Source organism: Kribbella sp. NPDC020701, assembly GCF_055562215.1.
On record NZ_JBVHFT010000015.1, the window covers coordinates 92,700 to 109,591 of the forward strand.

The following is a 16,892-nucleotide window of genomic DNA, read 5'->3' on the forward strand; positions in this document are numbered from 1 at the left end:
GCGGATGTTCGAACGATGGGTAATCCGGTTGCTGTCTGCGCGGCTGCCGTGCGAGGTTCGAACTGTGATCCAGCGGCCGGTGTGCGTTGAAGACACGGATGCGCTTGTTCGTCTGTTCCGTTCAGCCGATGTTGCAGAGATCGGGCGAGCTGAGACATCAAGAGCCGACATCGCTGATCTGCTGGCCGCTCCAGGGCTTGATCTTGCGAGGCGTAGCCAGGTCGCCATAGATGAGGGTGACATTCACGGGCTGGTGCTGCTGCATCCTGCGCCGCAGCCCGGCCAGCTCCGGGTCCAATTGCGCGTTGACGCACGCGAGGGGGGCGGCGAGGTGGCCCGCAGGCTGCTCGCGCTGGTTGACCAGTGGATCTTGGAGGGTGCCGAGACGAAGCCTGTTGAAGCCACGGTTTTCCAGCTTCCACAAGCCCTCGCCGTCCCGCAGTTGGTCGCGTCGGGTTGGACGATCGTGCACAGCTACACCCGAATGAAGGCAGACCTGACCAGGTTCTCCGAGGCACCGACGACAGGCGAAGTGGTAATCCGCCCCGTATCCTCTGAGGCTGAGATGGCAACCGTTCATGCCGTCCTCGAAGAGGCCAACGACGGACACTGGAACCACCGACGACAAAGCTTCGACGATTTCCTTTCCGGCCAACAACACCGCGACGGCCACGACCGGTCGCTATGGCTCCTTGCCTTCGTCGCAGACCAACCGGCCGCAGCGCTCATCGCCCGCGCACCCGCCGACCGAGCCTGGATCGCCTGGCTCGGAACACTCCCGCAATACCGAGGCAAGGGGCTGGCAACCGCGCTTCTCACGACAGCGTTCACCGAGCTCCACAGGCGCGGACACAGCAGCGTGGGCGTCGACGTCGACACCCACAACGAAACCCACGCCGGTGACGTGTACCAGCGCGCAGGCATGACGATCCTCGGCACCGCAGACCAATGGCGCAAAACATATTGTTGATACGCCTCTTCCCTTTTCCGCACATCGGCATGACAGCGCGGATCGCGGCTACCGGGGCGGATGGACCCTAGGTGAAGAGGTCCTGCCCCGCCCCGCCAGTCGGATCGGACGACAAGAGGTCCTCGTGAAGGAACTCCAGGTCCGAGCCGGTGTCGGGCGTTGGCTCGTCAGAGTCGTCGAGGCCGGTCTCGACGATCATCCATCCCCTCCGGGCGTTGTCGTTCGCCTCTTCGGCATGCTCGGCAGACAGTAGGAACAGCAATCGGAACGCCGTCTCGTAGGAGGAAGCGGTCATCGCTCGGGCCAGGTCGTCTGGAGACGCGCCCGCTTCGACGGAGCGACGAGCCGCGGGAACGTTCAAGACGTTGGTTTCGTCGCTCGAACGAATCTCTTTCCAGATGACCTGCAGGAGTCGTTCGCGAACGCCGTCATCGGTCATGCAGGAACCCTAGATGCCCACCGTCCATACGTCCGCTCATCGGCAGATCCGTGCGTTGGCCCAGGCCCCTCAGGTGGTCGCCATGCTTCGAGGCTGTTGCGGATCAGTTGGCGGACACGTGTCGCGGATCTACTCGCGGATCAGAGGATCGGCGGGAGGGTCAGGCGATGGTCGGGATGATCTACCCGACGTTGCTCCTTCCAGCCCGAACCCCCTTTGATTCTTGGGCATTCGCCGCGTCGCGCACGATCGTCGCTGCTACTCGGCTCCTGATGTTGCCCGTTGAACCCCGCGTAAATCGCACCCGATCGCCGTCGTTTGCTGTGAATGGCGTGTCCGCAGTTGACGGGTACATGTCAACTGGATGCACAGTCCTCCGCGCTCGACCGCAAGGTATGAGTTCGCCCATTCCCCGTTCGCTGCGGTCCGTGGTGACCTGTACCGTGCTCGCGCTCGGCATGTCGGCCCTTGGAGGACGATCGCGAACGCGGGCGGACTTCAACCACGGCTGCAGCTACCTGATCGACTCCCTGGGTTCGTGTGACGCTCGCGTGTCAGCGACTCGTCACATAAGGTCCAGCCATGGGACTGCTGTTCGGGTGGCGTGGTCGGGTTCGGCGGTGGCCGAGGCTCGATCCCGATCGGTCGCCTTGGAACAACGGGGCGGGCCTCGGCGACATCAAGGTCATCCCGACCGACGTCCTCGAGGGGCTCATGGAGAGAGCAGTGCAGACTCCAGGCGTGAGCGCTGTGGGTCGTCCGGAGTGGCTCCAGCGACACCGGGACGAGCCGCGCTACCACTACATCGTGGCGTGGGGCCCGGAGCGAGAAGGGTTCCACAGGTGCATCGTCGTGTCCGTGTTGAGCGATGGGCCGAGCGGTGCCTACACGCTCGACGTGAACGCGCGGGATTTCCGTGCCCTTCGCGATGTCTCGCCGAACCAGCTGGTAGAGCTCGCTCACCGATACCTGAGCGATGTACCCATGCTCCCGTTGGACCCGAGCCAGCAGCAGTCATGGGATCGGCTCGAGGAACAGCTTCGTAGGACAGATCGCACCTGAGTTCATCAAGTCCGCTAGATTCACCGGCAAGTGGGGATGGCAAGGCCCCACGATCAAGAATCCGGGGTTCGCACGACGATGAACGGCCGAATCGACTATCACGAGGTGGAGCCGCTCACGGTCTGGCTCGACGGCAAGGAACAGCAATGCTCCGTCGACGAGACCTCCACCACCGACTCCCACTGGACGCTGGTCCTGACAACGCCGGACGGCAGGACCTGGACCAGCTCCGGCCAGGGTCTGTGGACAGCGTTCGTCGACCTGCGCCGCCAAGTGGAACCCCTCGGCTACAGACTCTGCTGCGCCGGCGCCCGCACCGACGCCTTCATGCGCCGCGGCCGATCGTACGGTGGCTACATCGTCGATCTCTGGACCCGCCGAACCTTTCATCGGCATCCGCCACGAGGCCTCGTTGTTCGACTACACCCCCGCCGGCAAGGTCACCACCGTCGATCGACAACTGGCCCGCTACGACCGCTGGATAGACACGCCTTGGTGGCGAGCCTTGCTCCCTGGCGACCCGGTCCGCTGAGCTCCGATGGGCGAGTATCACGTTGTGGAGCCGATCGTCGTCTCGATCGACGGAGTCGAGGCGACCTGGTCCCTGGATCTGCGGGCGGATCAGCAGTCGCAATGGACTCTGGTCCTGTCGGCTCCGGACGGGGCGACCTGGACTGCGACCGCACAGGGCTTGTGGAACGCGTTCATCGATCTCCGCCGCCAGACCGACCCACTCGCCTACAGTCTGTGCTGCGCCGGCGCAAGGACCGACGCCATCATGCGCAAGGCCGCGACTGGAACAACGACGAGGTCTATCTCCTGACCCGCCGAACCCTCGTAGGTATCCGGCACAGAGCCTGGATGTTCGACTACGCCCCACCAAACACGACAGGAACCGTCGAACAACAACAAGCCCGCTACGACCGATGGTTCGACACCCCCTGGTGGCGAGCCCTCCTCCCCAGCGACCCGGTCCGCTGAGCTTCGGCGGCCGATGAGCGAACATCACGTCGTAGAGCCGGTCACTTGCGGCAGCAGCGGATGAAGACAGCGCCGAAAATTCGCGTGATCCGCCGCACCACCACCGTCCAATCCGTAAACATCAAGGCAGACCGGCCCCGGACGGTCCCTCAATTTCCTAGGCGAGGTGTCAACCATCACACTTGGCACGGAATCGTCAGGCATTGGCACACGACACGTCGTGGTCCATCTGTCCTCCGCCGGTGATGTGCAACGGTCGTCCGCCAGATGATGTGCGAGAGTCTGGAGCACGGATCGCGGCTACTCCGGGCATTCCGGCTTGCGTCGCCACCCGTGGCGTGAGCGGCCGGGTTCAGCGACCTTCGGTGCCGTACTCGACGTTGAGGTTGAGCAGGTAGTGCCCGGATATGCGAGGCGGAGCGAGATCCAGCACGACAACGAGGAACACATTCGGCTCTGTGCAGTCAATGAGCACGTGCTGCCACTTGCCTTCGACGGTGTTCCATGCATGTGAGACGTCGCTCTGTGAGAAGTCGTAGCCACCAAGATCAGTCGCGGGGATCTGGTCGACGTACCTCCAGAAGTCGACTGGAGGCGTGGCGGCGTCATTGACGCGCCCAGGATGATCACCTATGGTCGCGAGGTACTGTTCACGGCTCAGAAGCGGCACGCGAGGATCTAAGCACGGCAGCAGCCCGAATCGCCAAGGCCGACGCTCATCGGCATGGCGCGGATCGCGGCAGATCCGGTTGCCGCAGCGCACGCCATCTGCGGCACGTCCGAGCGACATGGTCCCTTCGTCGGGCGACGGTCATGAATGGTTGCCCAGTCGTCGCCGCACCACACGCCGCCGCAGGGTGGGCGAAGCCACCACCTCGTAACCAGCCTCGAGGAAGACCTGCACCAGCCCGACCGACGCCTCGTCCCAGATCACGGACTTGCCCGGCGGCGGCTCGATCGGGTACCCCTCCAGAACGCGGGCGCCGACCTGCTCGCCGTACTCAACGGCGGCGGCGGCGAGCTCGTAGGTCAGCCCCGACTGACGCCGGCCCTTGCGCACGACGAAGCACGTGACTGACCAAACGCCCTCAAGCTCGGGGTCCATCCGCATCCACGCCTGCTTCCGGCTCCACAGCCTCGGGTAGTTCTCCCGCGGCTCGACCGCGACCCAGCCGGCCGCCTCACCGTCGACGTACCCGATCAGCCCAGACGTCGGTCCGCTCGTGGTACCGCAGGCGGTCTGCTCCAGCAGCGCGGCATCCCTCTGCTCCTGGGTCGTGTCCCGCCAGATCCAGCCGGGCACCTTCAGCGCTTGGCAACGGCACTTGCGGGCTCCGCCCGTGGCGAAGACCGCCTCGACGTCCTCTGTCGATGCTTGACTGGCCGGGAGCCACATGAAATCGGGCATGCAGCCATCATGCTCCTCGCTGCGCATGCCATCGTCGAAGACCGCGGTCCACCACCGGCACGCGAACAAACGGGCGGAGGGTCTGGGAGAAACGGTCGTCGTACCAGCAGGTCCACGCCTTCACTATCTGCGGCATGTCAGCGCGTTTCGGTGAACAGTGCAGCGACCTCTTCAGCGCCCATTCTCTTGGCCAGATCACGCGGAGTCGCTCCGGCTTCGTTGACTCAGCGCCCGGCGGTCAGTTCTCCGGGCCGCTGGGGCCAAACGCCTCCTCGATCATCTCCGCGTACTCGGTGTCGGTTGCCCCGCGCCACTCGCCGGTCGTCGGGTCCTGGACCAGCCACGGCTGGTACAGCGTGCCCTCGACCCACTGAGAGAACCAGTCAACGATCGTCATGTGCTGCGGGAACGTGCCTGACACGCCGTCCGGGGCCGGGCCGGGTCGTAGCCCCAGACCTGGCCGTCGGCGAGGTTGAGCTCACTGCTGATGCCGCAACCCCAGCCGCACAGAATGAGGACACCGCCAGTGAGCCCGGTCAGCGCGTCCAGGCCACCAGTTCGATGCCCGTCCCCGAGGCCGAGGAGACCGTAACCAGGGCCGAAGCCGCCGTTGCCGACCTCCAGGTAGAGCCGGCGCAGCAGCGACGGCAGCGACAGGCCAGCCAGTTCCTCGGCCTCCTCGACTGCGGCAGGCGGCGCGGGTCGGAGCGGCGCCAACCGACTGGCTGGCACCTCGTCGATGTACCCGCCGGCGGCGATCCGTCGGACCACCGCATCGAACACCTGGTCCTCCCTTGTCGACATGGCCCGCAGCGTAGCCGCACGGTGTGCGATTCATCCGTCGGCCCGTCGGGCGGGCTCGCGCATCCCAATGTGAACTCGGCATGAGCGCGCGGAATGCGGCATGTCAGTGCGTTTCCCTTGTTGTTAGTCGCGGCTGGGGTTGAGAAGTGACCTGAGGATGTATTCCATCTCGTCGAGGCTGTCTTGCTGGCCGTCGAAACTGGTCATGTGGTCGCGTCCGGCCTTGTCGCGGAACGCCAGTCTCCAGGTGAACGTCGTTACTCCGTCACGTTCCTGCAGCTCCATCGTTTCGACTGCCTCAACATCCGGCCAACAGTTGAAGTGCCACGTCTCCACGGTTCGGACCGGCGGCTCGACCTCCAGGTATGTCCCGCTGAACGAGAACACGGTGCCGTCTCCGGTCACGAAGGAGGAGTGGTAATTGCCCCCGACCCGCAAGTCGATCGAGCACTCCGTCATCCGGTCCGGGGGTGTCGCACCCCACTTGCTCACGTGCTCGGGCTTCGTCAAAACGTCGAAGACGAGAGCGATCGGAGCGTCGAACTCTCGGGTGATGACAACCTCGAGCTCGTTTGGGAACGTGATGACTGCAGAGCCGTGCCGATCAGGTGCCACTGTCCTCTCCTTGTCGTTGCAACTCTTCGAGGTAGTCCTCGATCCGATCCAGTCGGTCGTTGATCGCCCGCTCGTACTTGGCCACCCAGTCGTGCAAGGGTTGAAGGTGCTCTGGAGCCAGGCGGTAGAGCCGGCGGCGGCCATCGGCCCGGCACCTAACGAGTCCCACCTCACCGAGCACCCCTAGGTGCCTGGAGACCTGGGGCTGAGACATCGAGACGTCGCGGACTATCGCCCCAACCGCCTTCTCGCCTGTGAGCAGCACATCGAGGATCGCGCGGCGGTGGACGTCACCGACTGCGTTGAAGACATCCGAAGTTGTCGAGGCGCGGGCCACCGCTCGAACATATCTCCATATGGATATGTGTCAACCCTTCGGACGCCGAAGCGCTCCCCGGTGGGCAACCGCTCATCGGCAGATCCGTGCGTTGGCCCAGGCCCCTCAGGTGGTCGCCATGCTTCGAGGCTGTTGCGGATCAGTTGGCGGACAGGTGTCGCGGATCTACTGGCGGATCAGAGGATCGGCGGGAGGCTCAGGCGATGGTCGGGATGAGGATGATCCGAGCCCGGCGAGCTGTTCCTTCGGTGGTCGGACGTGGACTGGAAGACTCCCGCGATCCGCATCAGGGGAACGGCTGGGATGGTCGGCGGTCAGAGGACTGAGGGCACCCCGAAGAGTGGTCGTGAGCGCACAGTCTCGCTCGACGCCGAAACCATGGCGATCCTGCGTGAACACCGGGGCCGTCAGAAGGCAGATCGAGAGATCGCGGGAGATGCCTGGATCGACGGCGATTATGTGTTCACCACCGGCCTTGGCAGGCCGGTTCCGCCCGACACGGTCACCAATCTGATCGCCGTACTCATTCGGCAGTTCAACGAGCCCGCGATCCCTGGCACTAGGAAGACTCCCCGGCAGGAGCTGCCCCGGCCGCCGAAGCCGCTTCCTCCGGCGCGTCTGCATGACCTTCGCCACGTTCACGCCACCCATGCTTCTGACGGCTGGCGTGCCGATTCACGTCGTCGCTGAGCGCCTCGGGCACGCTGACCCGGCCATCACTCTGCGGGTCTACGCGCACGTGATCCGGAAGCACGCGGACGGCGTCGCGGCCACCTTCGCCGCTGCGGTTGATGGGACCACCACAGCGATGAACGCCGAGTCTGACGACGCCTCCGACTTAGTGGCTTGTTAGCAAATCCGTTGGCAAAACGGCCCCTGCATGAGAGAGCCCCCAGGTCAGAAACGCTCTGACCTGGGGGTTCTTGGTGCTCCCCCGCCAGGTTTCGATCCTGGTCTTCGAGATTCAAAGTCTCGCGGGCTGCCGATTACCCCACGGGGGATCGTGGTTGCCGGGACAGTTTGCCATGAGTGGGGTCGTCGACACGCTGAGGGGTTCCTTACCTACGCCTCCGTAGGTTACGGTAGCGTAGGTAAGCAGTCCCCCACCCGAGGGAAAACCTGATGACTCCACCCGCCGTAGCCGCACCGGAGGCGCCCACCCGCGCCCAGCAGGCCGACGACTTCGACGTCGACACCGGAACGCTCGGGGGTGAGCAGAAGCGCCCGTGGGAGCAGGTCGCGCTGGCGTTGTTCATCGGCATCCCGTTCCTCGCCGTGCTCGCGGCCGTACCGATCGCCTGGGGCGGATTCCTCGGCTGGCGCGATGTCGTACTCGCGATGGTCTTCTACACGATCGCCGGACACGGCATCTCGATCGGGTTCCACCGGCTGTTCACGCACAAGTCCTTCAGGCCGAACCGGCCGATGAAGTACGCGCTCGCGATCGCCGGCTCACTGGCGATCGAGGGCCCGGTGATCCGGTGGGTGGCCGATCACCGTAAGCATCACAAGTTCTCCGACCGTGACGGCGACCCGCACAGCCCGTGGAAATACGGCACCAGCCTCAGCGCGCTGACCAAGGGGTTTCTGCACGCGCACGTCGGCTGGCTGTTCGATACCGAGCAGACCCCGCAGCGCCAGTACGCGCCGGATCTGCTGAAGGACAAGGACATCGTCAAGGTGTCCCGGATGTTCCCGCTCCTGGTTGTCGTCAGCCTGCTCCTCCCGGCGATCATCGGCGGACTCTGGTCCTGGTCGATCGAGGGCGCGCTGACCGCGTTCTTCTGGGCCAGCCTGGTGCGGATCGCGCTGCTGCACCACGTCACCTGGTCGATCAACTCGATCTGCCACACCATCGGCGACCGGCCGTTCAAGAGCCGCGACAAGTCCGGCAACGTGTGGTGGCTGGCGATCCTGAGCCAAGGTGAGTCGTGGCACAACCTGCACCACTCGGACCCGACCTGCGCGCGGCACGGCGTACTCAAGGGACAGCTCGACACGTCCGCCCGCTGCATCTGGTTCTTCGAGAGGCTGCACTGGGTCAGCGACGTCCGTTGGCCGGTCAGGGAGCGCCTGGAGGCCCGCCGGGCCGACGCCGCCACCCGCACATTGAAAGCGGCCTGAGCGTAAAACATCCGCTCGCAACACCGAAGTACGGCATGATGCTGACGTGATCTCGACGTGACGGAACCCAAACCGCGGCGGTCCGGCCGAGTGCGGATGACCAGTGCCGAGCGTCGCGAGCAACTCATCACCATCGCCCGTGGCCTGTTCGCCCAGAAGGGGTACGAGGCGACCTCGGTCGAGGAGATCGCGCACCGCGCCGAGGTCTCCAAGCCGGTCGTCTACGAACACTTCGGCGGCAAGGAAGGCCTGTACGCCGTTGTCGTGGACCGCGAGGTCCGTGCCCTGCTCGACGGTGTCACCGGGGCGCTGACGGCCGGCCGGGCGCACGAGTTGGTCGAGCAGGCGGCGCTCGCGCTGCTGGACTACATCGAGAACAACTCCGACGGCTTCCGGATCCTGGTCCGCGACTCGCCGGTCGGGTCGTCGACGGGCTCGTTCATCTCGATCCTGAGCGATGTCGGAACCCGGGTCGAGCACATCCTGGCCGAGGAGTTCAAGCGCCGCAGCCTGGACCCGAAGAACGCGCCGATGTACGCCCAGATGCTGGTCGGCATGGTCGCGCTCACCGGCCAGTGGTGGCTGGACGCACGCAAGCCGAAGAAGCAGGACGTCGCCGCCCACCTGGTCAACCTCGCCTGGAACGGCCTGTCCGGCCTCGAGGCCAAGCCGACGCTGTCCACCAGACCGCACAAGTAACAACCTCTGGTCGTACGCCGACATCCGACCGTGGAATGACCTCTGACCTGGGCGATCCCCGTACTCTGGCCCGCATGACGGGGATCCTGACCGCGCGGCCCGTGCCTGCCCGCAGCAAGGCGTTCGACCTGCTGCTCGCGGGCGGGCTGACCATGATCTTCGGCTTCCTGTCGGTGGCCCAGAACAGGTTCGGCGGCATCCTCGCGTTCGGCATGCTGATCCCGCTGATCTGGCGCCGCACCCACCCCGAACTGGTCTTCTTCGGCGTCTCGGCGCTGGCCGTTCTGCAGTGGCTGGCCGGCGTCGACCTGATGGCCGGCAACGTCGGCCTGCTGGTCGCCCTCTACGCCATCTCCGTGTACGGCGCGGTGCCGCTCAGCCGGATCGCCCTCGGCATCGGCGGCCTGGGCGTCCTGATGGCGACCGCGCGCTACTACAACGGCGGCGACTGGAAACAGCAGATCACGATGATGGCCGCCCTCGGCGCCCTCGTCTTCGGGGTCTGGGCCCTCGGTGAGCGCCGCCGTACCCGTGGCCTGTACGTCGCTCAGCTCGAGGAACGCGCGGACCAATTGGAACGTGACCGCGACCGTGAGGCCAAGCTGGCCGTGGGCAACGAACGGACCCGGATCGCCCGCGAGATCCACGACGTGGTCGCGCATGGCCTGTCGATCATGATCGTCCAGGCCGACGGCGGCTTGTACGCCGCGGACCAGTCACCGGAGCAGGCGAAGAAGGCCCTGGCCACCATCGGCGACACCGGCCGCGCGAGCCTGACCGAGATGCGCAAGATGCTCGGCCTGCTCAAACAGGACGAGCAACCCGAGCTCGACCCGAACCAGCCGCGCCCGCAACCCGGTGTCTCGAGCCTGCCGGAGCTGATCGACAACGTCCGCGACGCCGGGCTGACCGTCGACTACGAGGTGACCGGCGAGCCCCGGGATCTGCCCGCGCTGCTCGGACTGACGGCGTACCGGATCGTGCAGGAGGGTCTGACCAACACACTGAAACACGCCGGGCCGGGAGCGCGCACCTGCGTGAACCTGGACTTCGGCCGCGAGATGCTGACCGTGGTGGTCACCGATGACGGCCGGGGTGGTGGGGTCGCACCGAGCTCGGACCCGGGTCACGGACTGGTCGGGATGCGGCAACGCGCCTCGATCTCCGGCGGTACGGTGAGCGCCGGACCCAAGGCGGGCGGCGGTTACGAGGTGATCGCCAAGCTCCCGTACAACCTTCCGTCTGGAGGACAGCAGTGAGAGAGACCGACGTGATCAGGGTCTTCCTGGTGGACGACCAGGAGCTGGTCAGGGCCGGATTCACGATGCTGGTGGACTCCCAGGCCGACATGCGGGTGGTCGGCCAGGCCGGCGACGGTGGCGAGGCGATCGAGAAGATCCAGGTGACCGCCTGCGACGTCGTCCTGATGGACGTCCGGATGCCCCGCCTGGACGGCGTGGAGGCCACCCGGCGGCTGCAGTCGTTGCCGCAGGCACCGAAGGTGATCGTGCTCACCACCTTCGACCTGGACGAGTACGCGTTCGCCGCGATCAAGGCCGGCGCGGCCGGCTTCCTGCTCAAGAACACCCCGCCGGCCGACCTGCTGTCCGCGATCCGGCAGGTGTACTCCGGTGACGCGGTGGTCTCCCCGAGTACGACGAAGCGCCTGCTGGAGCACTTCGCCGGCGCACTGCCCGACGCCGAGACCGAGCGCCCCGACCTGGCCGATCTGACCGCCCGGGAACGCGAGGTCCTGGTCGAGGTGGCCCGCGGTCTGTCGAACACCGAGATCGCCAGGCTGTTCACGTTGTCCGAGGCAACGGTCAAGACCCACATCGGCCGGATCCTGGCCAAGACCGGCCTGCGCGACCGGGTCGCGCTCGTCGTCCTGGGGTACGAGACCGGGCTCGTCAGGCCGACCAAGTAATACCCAGGTAGGACCCGCAGTCCCCACTCTGGTCCGACGAAACCAGGCGCGCGGATCACTAACTTCTTGGACAACATCACGTTGAACCAAGGAGTGACATGAGCTTGCAGACCGGTGAGCTTGCGGCAGGGCGGCTGCCGCAGGACGGTACGCCGCGAACCGCGATCCGGGCGCACGACCTGCGCAAGGTGTACGGACAGGGCGACACCGCGGTCGCCGCGCTCGACGGGGTGTCGGTCGACTTCGGGGTCGGCCAGTTCACCGCGATCATGGGACCGTCCGGTTCGGGCAAGTCGACGCTGATGCACTGCCTGGCCGGACTGGACACCCCGACCGGCGGTCAGGTGCTGCTCGGCGAGACCCTGCTGACCCGGCTGCCGGACGCCGAGCTGACCAAGATCCGGCGGGACCGGGTCGGGTTCGTGTTCCAGGCGTTCAACCTGCTACCGATGCTGTCCGCGAAGGACAACATCCTGCTCCCGCTCGAGCTCGGCAACCGCAAACCCGACCAGCAGTGGCTGAGCACGCTGATCGACGTACTCGGGTTGCAGGACCGCCTCACGCACCGCCCGTCGGAGCTGTCCGGCGGTCAGCAGCAGCGGGTCGCCGTCGCGCGTGCGCTGGTCGGCCGCCCCGAGGTCGTGTTCGCCGACGAGCCGACCGGCAACCTGGACTCGCGGTCCGGGGCCGAGGTGCTCGGGTTCCTGCGCCGGTCGGTCCGGGAGTTCGGCCAGACGGTGGTCATGGTGACCCACGATCCGCTCGCGGCGTCGTACGCCGACCGCGTCGTGATGCTCGCCGACGGCAAGCTGGCCGGCGAACTGCGCGAGCCGACCCCGGAGACCGTGCTCGACGCGCTGCGGCGGCTGGGGGCCTGAGGTGCGACGCTCCATCCTCTCCTCGCTGCGCGCCCACCTGGGCCGCCTGGTCGCCGCCTGCCTGGCGATCGTCCTCGGTGTCGGTTTCGGCACCCTGGCGATGACCGCGCACGCGTCCGCGTCGCACGGCATCGACGAGACGATCGGCGCCCGGTACCGCGGCGTCGACGCGCTCGCGTACCCCGAGAACGGCGAGATCACGCCGTCCGACATCGCCAACGTCAGCAAGCTTCCGCAGACCGCGTCCGCGGTGACGATGACCACGGCGTTCCTGGAGGTGTCGTTCCCAGGCCTGGTCCGTCCGACCAGCCTGCAGATCGACTCGCTCTACGACACCACCCACATCGCCGGACCGGGTACGTCGTCCGGACGGTTGCCCACCGCAACGAACGAGATCGCCATCCCGGCCAAGCTCGCCGCCAAGCACAAGCTCTCGGTCGGTCAGACGCTGCGGATCAGCTCGTACAACAACAAGTCGTGGGACGTCATCATCACCGGCCTGCTGGACGACGCGAAATCCGTCGGTACGGCGTCCGCCGTGGCCACCCCGGCCGCGGTCAAGATCTTCGAACCGGACGCGTTCGTCCGGGCGCTCGCGGTCGCGGCCAAGCCCGGCGTCGACCAGCAGGCGATGGCGGCCGCCGTCCAGAGTGCCGTCTCGAGAGACCTGAAGGTCTACACCGGTGACGCCTGGATCCAGCACGAGGTGGAGGGCTACACGAACGGCATCGACGTCCTCGGCGGGGTGTTCGGCATGTTCGCCGTGATCGCGCTGTTCGTCGCCTGCCTGGTGATCGGCAACACCTTCACGATCGTGATCGCCCAGCGCACCCGCGAGATGGCGTTGCTGCGCTGCGTCGGCGCGTCCCGCCGCCAGGTGTTCTCCTCGGTACTCGCGGAGGCGACGGTGGTCGGAGTGGTCGCGTCCGCGATCGGGGTCGTCTTCGGCGTCGCGCTGTCCGCGCTGGGGCTGGCGCTGTCCCGCGAGTTCGACTGGGGTATCCCGCCGGTCGCCCTGCACCTCGACCTGTTGTCGGTGTTCGTGCCGCTCCTGCTCGGGACGGTGGCCACGATCATGGCGGCCGTCGTACCGGCTCGCCGGGCGACCAAGGTCGCGCCGCTGGCCGCCCTTCGTCCCGAAGCCGCTCCGGCTGCCGCTTCGAAGGCCGGCGTACTGCGGTTGATCCTCGGCTTCCTGTTGCTCGCCGGCGGTGGGCTGCTGGTGGCGGCCGGGGCCTCGGGCCACCAGGTACTGGTCGGTGTCGCCGGTGGTGCGGTGTCGTTCCTCGGCATCCTGGCGATCGGGTCGCTGCTCGTGCCCGCACTCATCCGCTTGATCGGCGCGCTGCCGGCTCGCGGTGGCGGCGTACCGGCCCGGATCGCGGTCGCCAACGCGATCCGCAACCCGAAGCGTACGGCGGCCACCACGTCGGCCCTGTTGATCGGCGTGACGCTGATCAGCCTGACCTGCGTCGGGATCGCGTCGGTGCGCAAGACGTTCGACGTGTCGATGGACGGGCAGTATCCGGTCGACCTGATGGTCAACGCGTACAACGAGAAGATGCCGTCCGGTGCCGAGCAGCAACTGCGGGACATCAAAGGCATCACGCAGGTCGTCCCGGTTCGCCAGGTGACCGTGAAAACCAACGGCCAGGAGCTGCCGGTGACCGGCATCGACCAGGCCGCGGCGGGTTCCGTCATTCACAACCCAGCGATCGCGGCCCAGCTCAAGCCCGGTACGGCGTTGCTCGACTACCAGACCCTCCGCATGCTGAACCTGGAGGAGGGCGCTCCGGTGACCATCGTGTCCGGCGCCCACAAGCTGTCCGTGAAGGCTCGGCTGGCGACCGGACTCGACCCGATCACCGTCACCTCCACCGATCTCGCGAAGCTCTCGCCGAGCGCCGCGGTGACCGGCTTCTGGCTGGCGTCGGACCCGAAGGCAGACGGCTCGCAGGTGATCGACTCCGTGCAACAGTCGATCCCCTCGATCAAGGAGCTGGGGGTCACCGGTGGGCTGGCCGAGCGGACCAGCTACACGAAGATCTTCGATGTCCTGCTGATCGTCGGTGTCGGCCTGCTCGGGGTCTCCGTGCTGATCGCGCTGGTCGGTGTCGGCAACACGCTCAGCTTGTCGGTCCTGGAGCGGACCCGGGAGAACGCGCTGCTGCGCGCCATGGGGCTGACCCGGCGTCAGCTGCGCGGCATGCTCGCGGTCGAATCGTTGCTGATGGCACTGGTCGCGGCCGGTCTCGGGATCGCGCTCGGCCTGATCTATGGCTGGACCGGGACGAGCGCGCTGATGGGCGGCCAGACGGTCGACGGCGGCGTCGAGTACGCCGTACCCGTCACCCTGCTCGTCGTGATCGCGGCCGTCGCGGCCGTCGCAGGCCTGCTCGCCTCGGTGCTGCCCGCGCGGCGAGCCGCCAAGGTCGCCCCCGCCGGCGCCCTGGCGACCGAGTAAGCCGGCGGCTCGCCCGGCTCGAGGGGCTTGGCGACCCGCTCAGAGGATTTCCACTCGGTTGCCGTGGCCGTCGGCGGTGTGAAACCGCCGGCGGCCCGGGATTGTCTCGTTGTCCCACGTCACCGGGAAGCCAAGCCCTTCGAGCTTGGCCGCCAGCCCGTCCAGGTCGTCCACGGCCAGCGCGGGGTGAGCCTTCTTCGCCGGCTGGAAGTCCGCCTCGACGCCGATGTGAATCTCGGCGCCGTCTTGCTTGAACCAGCACCCACCACGCGCCTTCAGCAGCTCCGGCTTCTCCACCTCGGTCATCCCGAGCGCATCCCGGTAGAACGCCCGCGCCACGTCCTCCCCGCCCGGCGGGCACGACACCTGCACATGATCGAGTCGCATCGTCACCCCTCCTTGTGCGCGACCGCGAAGATCCGGCGGAACGGCAGCAGCGTCCCGTAGTCCCGTTGCGGGTACGCCTCGGCCAGCCGAGCGCCGTACTCCGCCTCGAACCGAACCCGCAGGTCGTCCGGCAACGTCTGCAGCACCGGCCGCGCCCCGGTCCCCTTCACCCATTCCAGTACGGCGTTGTCGCCGGACAGCAGGTGGAAGTACGTCGTCTCCCACGCGTCGACCACGCACCCCTCGGCGCTGAGCGCATCGACGTACTCGGCCGGACCCGGGACATCGGGGCGCAGGGACGAGTCCTTCGCATACTCCGCATAGGGCTCGGTGTTGGCGAGCTCGCGCAGGATCGCGTGCGACGGGGCGTTGCCGTTGCCGGGGATCTGGATCGCCAGCCAGCCGCCCGGACGCAGCGCGCGGACGAAGCCGGGCAGCAGATCCAGTTGCTCGGGGACCCACTGCAGGGTCGCGTTGGTGACGATCACATCCACCGAGCCGGGCTCCACGGCCCATTCCCGAACGTCGCCGAGCTCGAAGCTCAGCCGTTCGTCCGCGAACTGCTGCGCCGCCTCGAGCATCTGCGGCGAGTTGTCGACGCCGACGATGGTTGCCTCCGGCCACACTTCCCGCAGTGTCACGGTCAGGCCGCCGGGACCACAGCCGAGGTCGACGACCGTACGGACGTCCGCGGCCCGGACCCGGCCGACCAGATCGGCGTACGGGCGGCCGCGCTCGTCGGCGTACGTACCGTACTGCTCCGGACTCCACACTGGTGACGTGCGCATGGTGAGCACCTCTCTGACGCATTTATCTTGACATCGAGATACTCTAGTCCCCCGACTTGTCTTGATGTCAAGAGTCTTGATGACGTAGTCTCGAACCATGGAAGACGAGGTCGACCGGCTGCTCGAGGCCTGGCGCCGGGAGCGCCCGGACCTCGACGTGGCACCGATGGAGGTGCTGTCGCGGGTCAGCCGGCTCGCGCGGCACCTGGATCGCGCCCGCAGCCAGGCGTTCGAGACGCACGGACTGGAGTCCTGGGAGTTCGACGTACTCGCGGCGCTGCGGCGGGCCGGCGCGCCGTACCAACTCTCCCCCGGCAAACTGCTGAAGGAAACCCTCGTCACCTCCGGCACGATGACGAACCGGGTCGACCGGCTGACCGCGCGCGGTCTGGTCGAGCGCCTGCCGGATCCGGCCGACCGCCGCGGCGTGCTCGTGCAACTGACCACCGCCGGCCGCGATGCTGTCGACGCCGCGATGGCCGATCTGCTCGCCCATGAGCGCAAACTGCTGGGCACGATCAGCGAGCGCGACCAGGCGAAGATCGCCCGGGTGCTGCGCGAACTGGTCCGCCCGTTCGACCTGGAAAAACACTGATCATTCGGCCCAGCGAATCAGGCAAACGATCGCTGGAATTGTGCCGCAATAATCCGAAAAGACCGCCCGTCACTTCCGGCCTGTTTCGATCGTTGCTAGTTGCAACGAGATCGAGAGGCTGCTGTAGCTCACGACTGTCGACACTGAGTGAAGGGCCCTACTAGGGTCCTCACTGTCGGTGGTTGACCGGCTACCAAACGTCCAAGAGATGGTGACTTCGGCGGCGAGAGGTGGTCCGCCGAAAGTGGCCGCGCGGTGTCCGGGGCTCGGGGCCCGAACAACGCCGGCCGGCACGGGGCCCGCTCACCCGGAGTAGGGGGGGGGGGGGGGGGGGGGGGGGGGGGGGGGGGGGGGGGGGGGGGAGAGGGGGGGGGGGGGGGGGGGGGGTGGGGGGTGTTTACGTGTGCTGTTCCT

At 66.9% G+C, this 16,892-nt stretch carries 19 protein-coding genes, 1 tRNA gene and 1 pseudogene; 11 read left to right on the forward strand and 10 right to left on the reverse strand.

Annotated features, from left to right (window positions below; genetic code table 11):
- Positions 1-64 precede the first annotated feature (64 nt).
- Positions 65-970: a GNAT family N-acetyltransferase gene (locus ACZ3HV_RS31325; RefSeq protein WP_465689477.1), complete on the forward strand. Its 906-nt coding sequence runs from the start codon at positions 65-67 to the stop codon at positions 968-970.
- A 67-nt stretch (positions 971-1,037) separates the two neighbouring features.
- Here ACZ3HV_RS31325 and ACZ3HV_RS31330 read toward each other — a convergent pair whose 3' ends face one another.
- Positions 1,038-1,409: a hypothetical protein gene (locus ACZ3HV_RS31330; protein WP_465689479.1), complete on the reverse strand. Its 372-nt coding sequence runs from the start codon at positions 1,407-1,409 to the stop codon at positions 1,038-1,040.
- Positions 1,410-2,820: 1,411 nt separating this feature from the next.
- On the opposite strand from ACZ3HV_RS31330, the gene ACZ3HV_RS31335 reads away from it, so the two are divergent.
- Positions 2,821-3,003, forward strand: coding sequence for a hypothetical protein (locus tag ACZ3HV_RS31335; protein WP_465689481.1), 183 nt, complete (start codon positions 2,821-2,823; stop codon positions 3,001-3,003).
- A 6-nt stretch (positions 3,004-3,009) separates the two neighbouring features.
- Positions 3,010-3,294: a hypothetical protein gene (locus ACZ3HV_RS31340; protein ID WP_465689483.1), complete on the forward strand. Its 285-nt coding sequence runs from the start codon at positions 3,010-3,012 to the stop codon at positions 3,292-3,294.
- A 510-nt stretch (positions 3,295-3,804) separates the two neighbouring features.
- Here ACZ3HV_RS31340 and ACZ3HV_RS31345 read toward each other — a convergent pair.
- The 6 genes and pseudogenes from ACZ3HV_RS31345 to ACZ3HV_RS31370 form a co-directional block, all read right to left on the reverse strand.
- The gene (locus ACZ3HV_RS31345) at positions 3,805-4,242 is read right to left on the reverse strand and encodes a hypothetical protein (protein WP_465689485.1); all 438 of its coding nucleotides are present in this window, start codon (positions 4,240-4,242) and stop codon (positions 3,805-3,807) included.
- 21 nt (positions 4,243-4,263) lie between these two features.
- Complete coding sequence (locus ACZ3HV_RS31350; RefSeq protein WP_465689487.1) at positions 4,264-4,860, reverse strand: hypothetical protein; 597 nt, start codon at positions 4,858-4,860, stop codon at positions 4,264-4,266.
- 238 nt (positions 4,861-5,098) lie between these two features.
- Complete coding sequence (locus ACZ3HV_RS31355; RefSeq protein WP_465689489.1) at positions 5,099-5,257, reverse strand: hypothetical protein; 159 nt, start codon at positions 5,255-5,257, stop codon at positions 5,099-5,101.
- On the reverse strand, positions 5,254-5,664 hold the full coding sequence (locus ACZ3HV_RS31360; RefSeq protein ID WP_465689491.1) for a hypothetical protein: 411 nt from the start codon (positions 5,662-5,664) through the stop codon (positions 5,254-5,256). Before ACZ3HV_RS31360 ends, ACZ3HV_RS31355 begins: the two co-directional genes overlap by 4 nt.
- 123 nt (positions 5,665-5,787) lie before the next feature.
- Positions 5,788-6,423, reverse strand: a complete 636-nt coding sequence (locus tag ACZ3HV_RS31365; protein WP_465689493.1) for an SRPBCC domain-containing protein — start codon at positions 6,421-6,423, stop codon at positions 5,788-5,790.
- A gap of 10 nt (positions 6,424-6,433) precedes the next feature.
- Positions 6,434-6,616, reverse strand: a pseudogene (locus ACZ3HV_RS31370) (ArsR family transcriptional regulator); the annotation flags it as partial.
- A 258-nt stretch (positions 6,617-6,874) separates the two neighbouring features.
- On the opposite strand from ACZ3HV_RS31370, the gene ACZ3HV_RS31375 reads away from it, so the two are divergent.
- Positions 6,875-7,306 carry a hypothetical protein gene (locus ACZ3HV_RS31375; RefSeq protein WP_465689495.1) on the forward strand — a complete coding sequence of 144 codons (432 nt, stop codon included), beginning with the start codon at positions 6,875-6,877 and terminating at the stop codon, positions 7,304-7,306.
- Between the two features lie 239 nt (positions 7,307-7,545).
- On the opposite strand, the gene ACZ3HV_RS31380 is transcribed toward ACZ3HV_RS31375, so the two are convergent.
- Positions 7,546-7,617: transfer RNA gene (locus ACZ3HV_RS31380), tRNA-Gln, on the reverse strand.
- A 121-nt stretch (positions 7,618-7,738) separates the two neighbouring features.
- On the opposite strand from ACZ3HV_RS31380, the gene ACZ3HV_RS31385 reads away from it, so the two are divergent.
- The 6 genes from ACZ3HV_RS31385 to ACZ3HV_RS31410 all read left to right on the forward strand — a co-directional run bounded on the left by ACZ3HV_RS31385 (position 7,739) and on the right by ACZ3HV_RS31410 (position 14,708).
- Entirely contained in the window at positions 7,739-8,740 is a 1,002-nt protein-coding gene (locus ACZ3HV_RS31385; protein ID WP_465689496.1) for an acyl-CoA desaturase, read from the forward strand.
- A 96-nt stretch (positions 8,741-8,836) separates the two neighbouring features.
- The gene (locus tag ACZ3HV_RS31390; protein ID WP_360362290.1) at positions 8,837-9,439 is read left to right on the forward strand and encodes a TetR/AcrR family transcriptional regulator; all 603 of its coding nucleotides are present in this window, start codon (positions 8,837-8,839) and stop codon (positions 9,437-9,439) included.
- A gap of 74 nt (positions 9,440-9,513) precedes the next feature.
- Positions 9,514-10,698, forward strand: a complete 1,185-nt coding sequence (locus ACZ3HV_RS31395; RefSeq protein ID WP_465689498.1) for a sensor histidine kinase — start codon at positions 9,514-9,516, stop codon at positions 10,696-10,698.
- Complete coding sequence (locus tag ACZ3HV_RS31400; protein WP_360362284.1) at positions 10,695-11,366, forward strand: response regulator transcription factor; 672 nt, start codon at positions 10,695-10,697, stop codon at positions 11,364-11,366. Before ACZ3HV_RS31395 ends, ACZ3HV_RS31400 begins: the two co-directional genes overlap by 4 nt.
- 98 nt (positions 11,367-11,464) lie before the next feature.
- Positions 11,465-12,244 carry an ABC transporter ATP-binding protein gene (locus ACZ3HV_RS31405; RefSeq protein WP_465689500.1) on the forward strand — a complete coding sequence of 260 codons (780 nt, stop codon included), beginning with the start codon at positions 11,465-11,467 and terminating at the stop codon, positions 12,242-12,244.
- 1 nt (position 12,245) lies between these two features.
- Positions 12,246-14,708: an ABC transporter permease gene (locus tag ACZ3HV_RS31410; protein ID WP_465689502.1), complete on the forward strand. Its 2,463-nt coding sequence runs from the start codon at positions 12,246-12,248 to the stop codon at positions 14,706-14,708.
- A 39-nt stretch (positions 14,709-14,747) separates the two neighbouring features.
- On the opposite strand, the gene ACZ3HV_RS31415 is transcribed toward ACZ3HV_RS31410, so the two are convergent.
- The gene (locus tag ACZ3HV_RS31415; protein WP_465689504.1) at positions 14,748-15,095 is read right to left on the reverse strand and encodes a VOC family protein; all 348 of its coding nucleotides are present in this window, start codon (positions 15,093-15,095) and stop codon (positions 14,748-14,750) included.
- A 2-nt stretch (positions 15,096-15,097) separates the two neighbouring features.
- Complete coding sequence (locus tag ACZ3HV_RS31420; protein WP_465689506.1) at positions 15,098-15,883, reverse strand: methyltransferase domain-containing protein; 786 nt, start codon at positions 15,881-15,883, stop codon at positions 15,098-15,100.
- 97 nt (positions 15,884-15,980) lie between these two features.
- Between ACZ3HV_RS31420 and ACZ3HV_RS31425 the strand changes: the two genes are divergently transcribed.
- A complete protein-coding gene (locus tag ACZ3HV_RS31425; protein WP_465689507.1) occupies positions 15,981-16,478 on the forward strand; it encodes a MarR family winged helix-turn-helix transcriptional regulator in 498 nt (165 codons plus the stop codon).
- Positions 16,479-16,892: the final 414 nt, after the last annotated feature.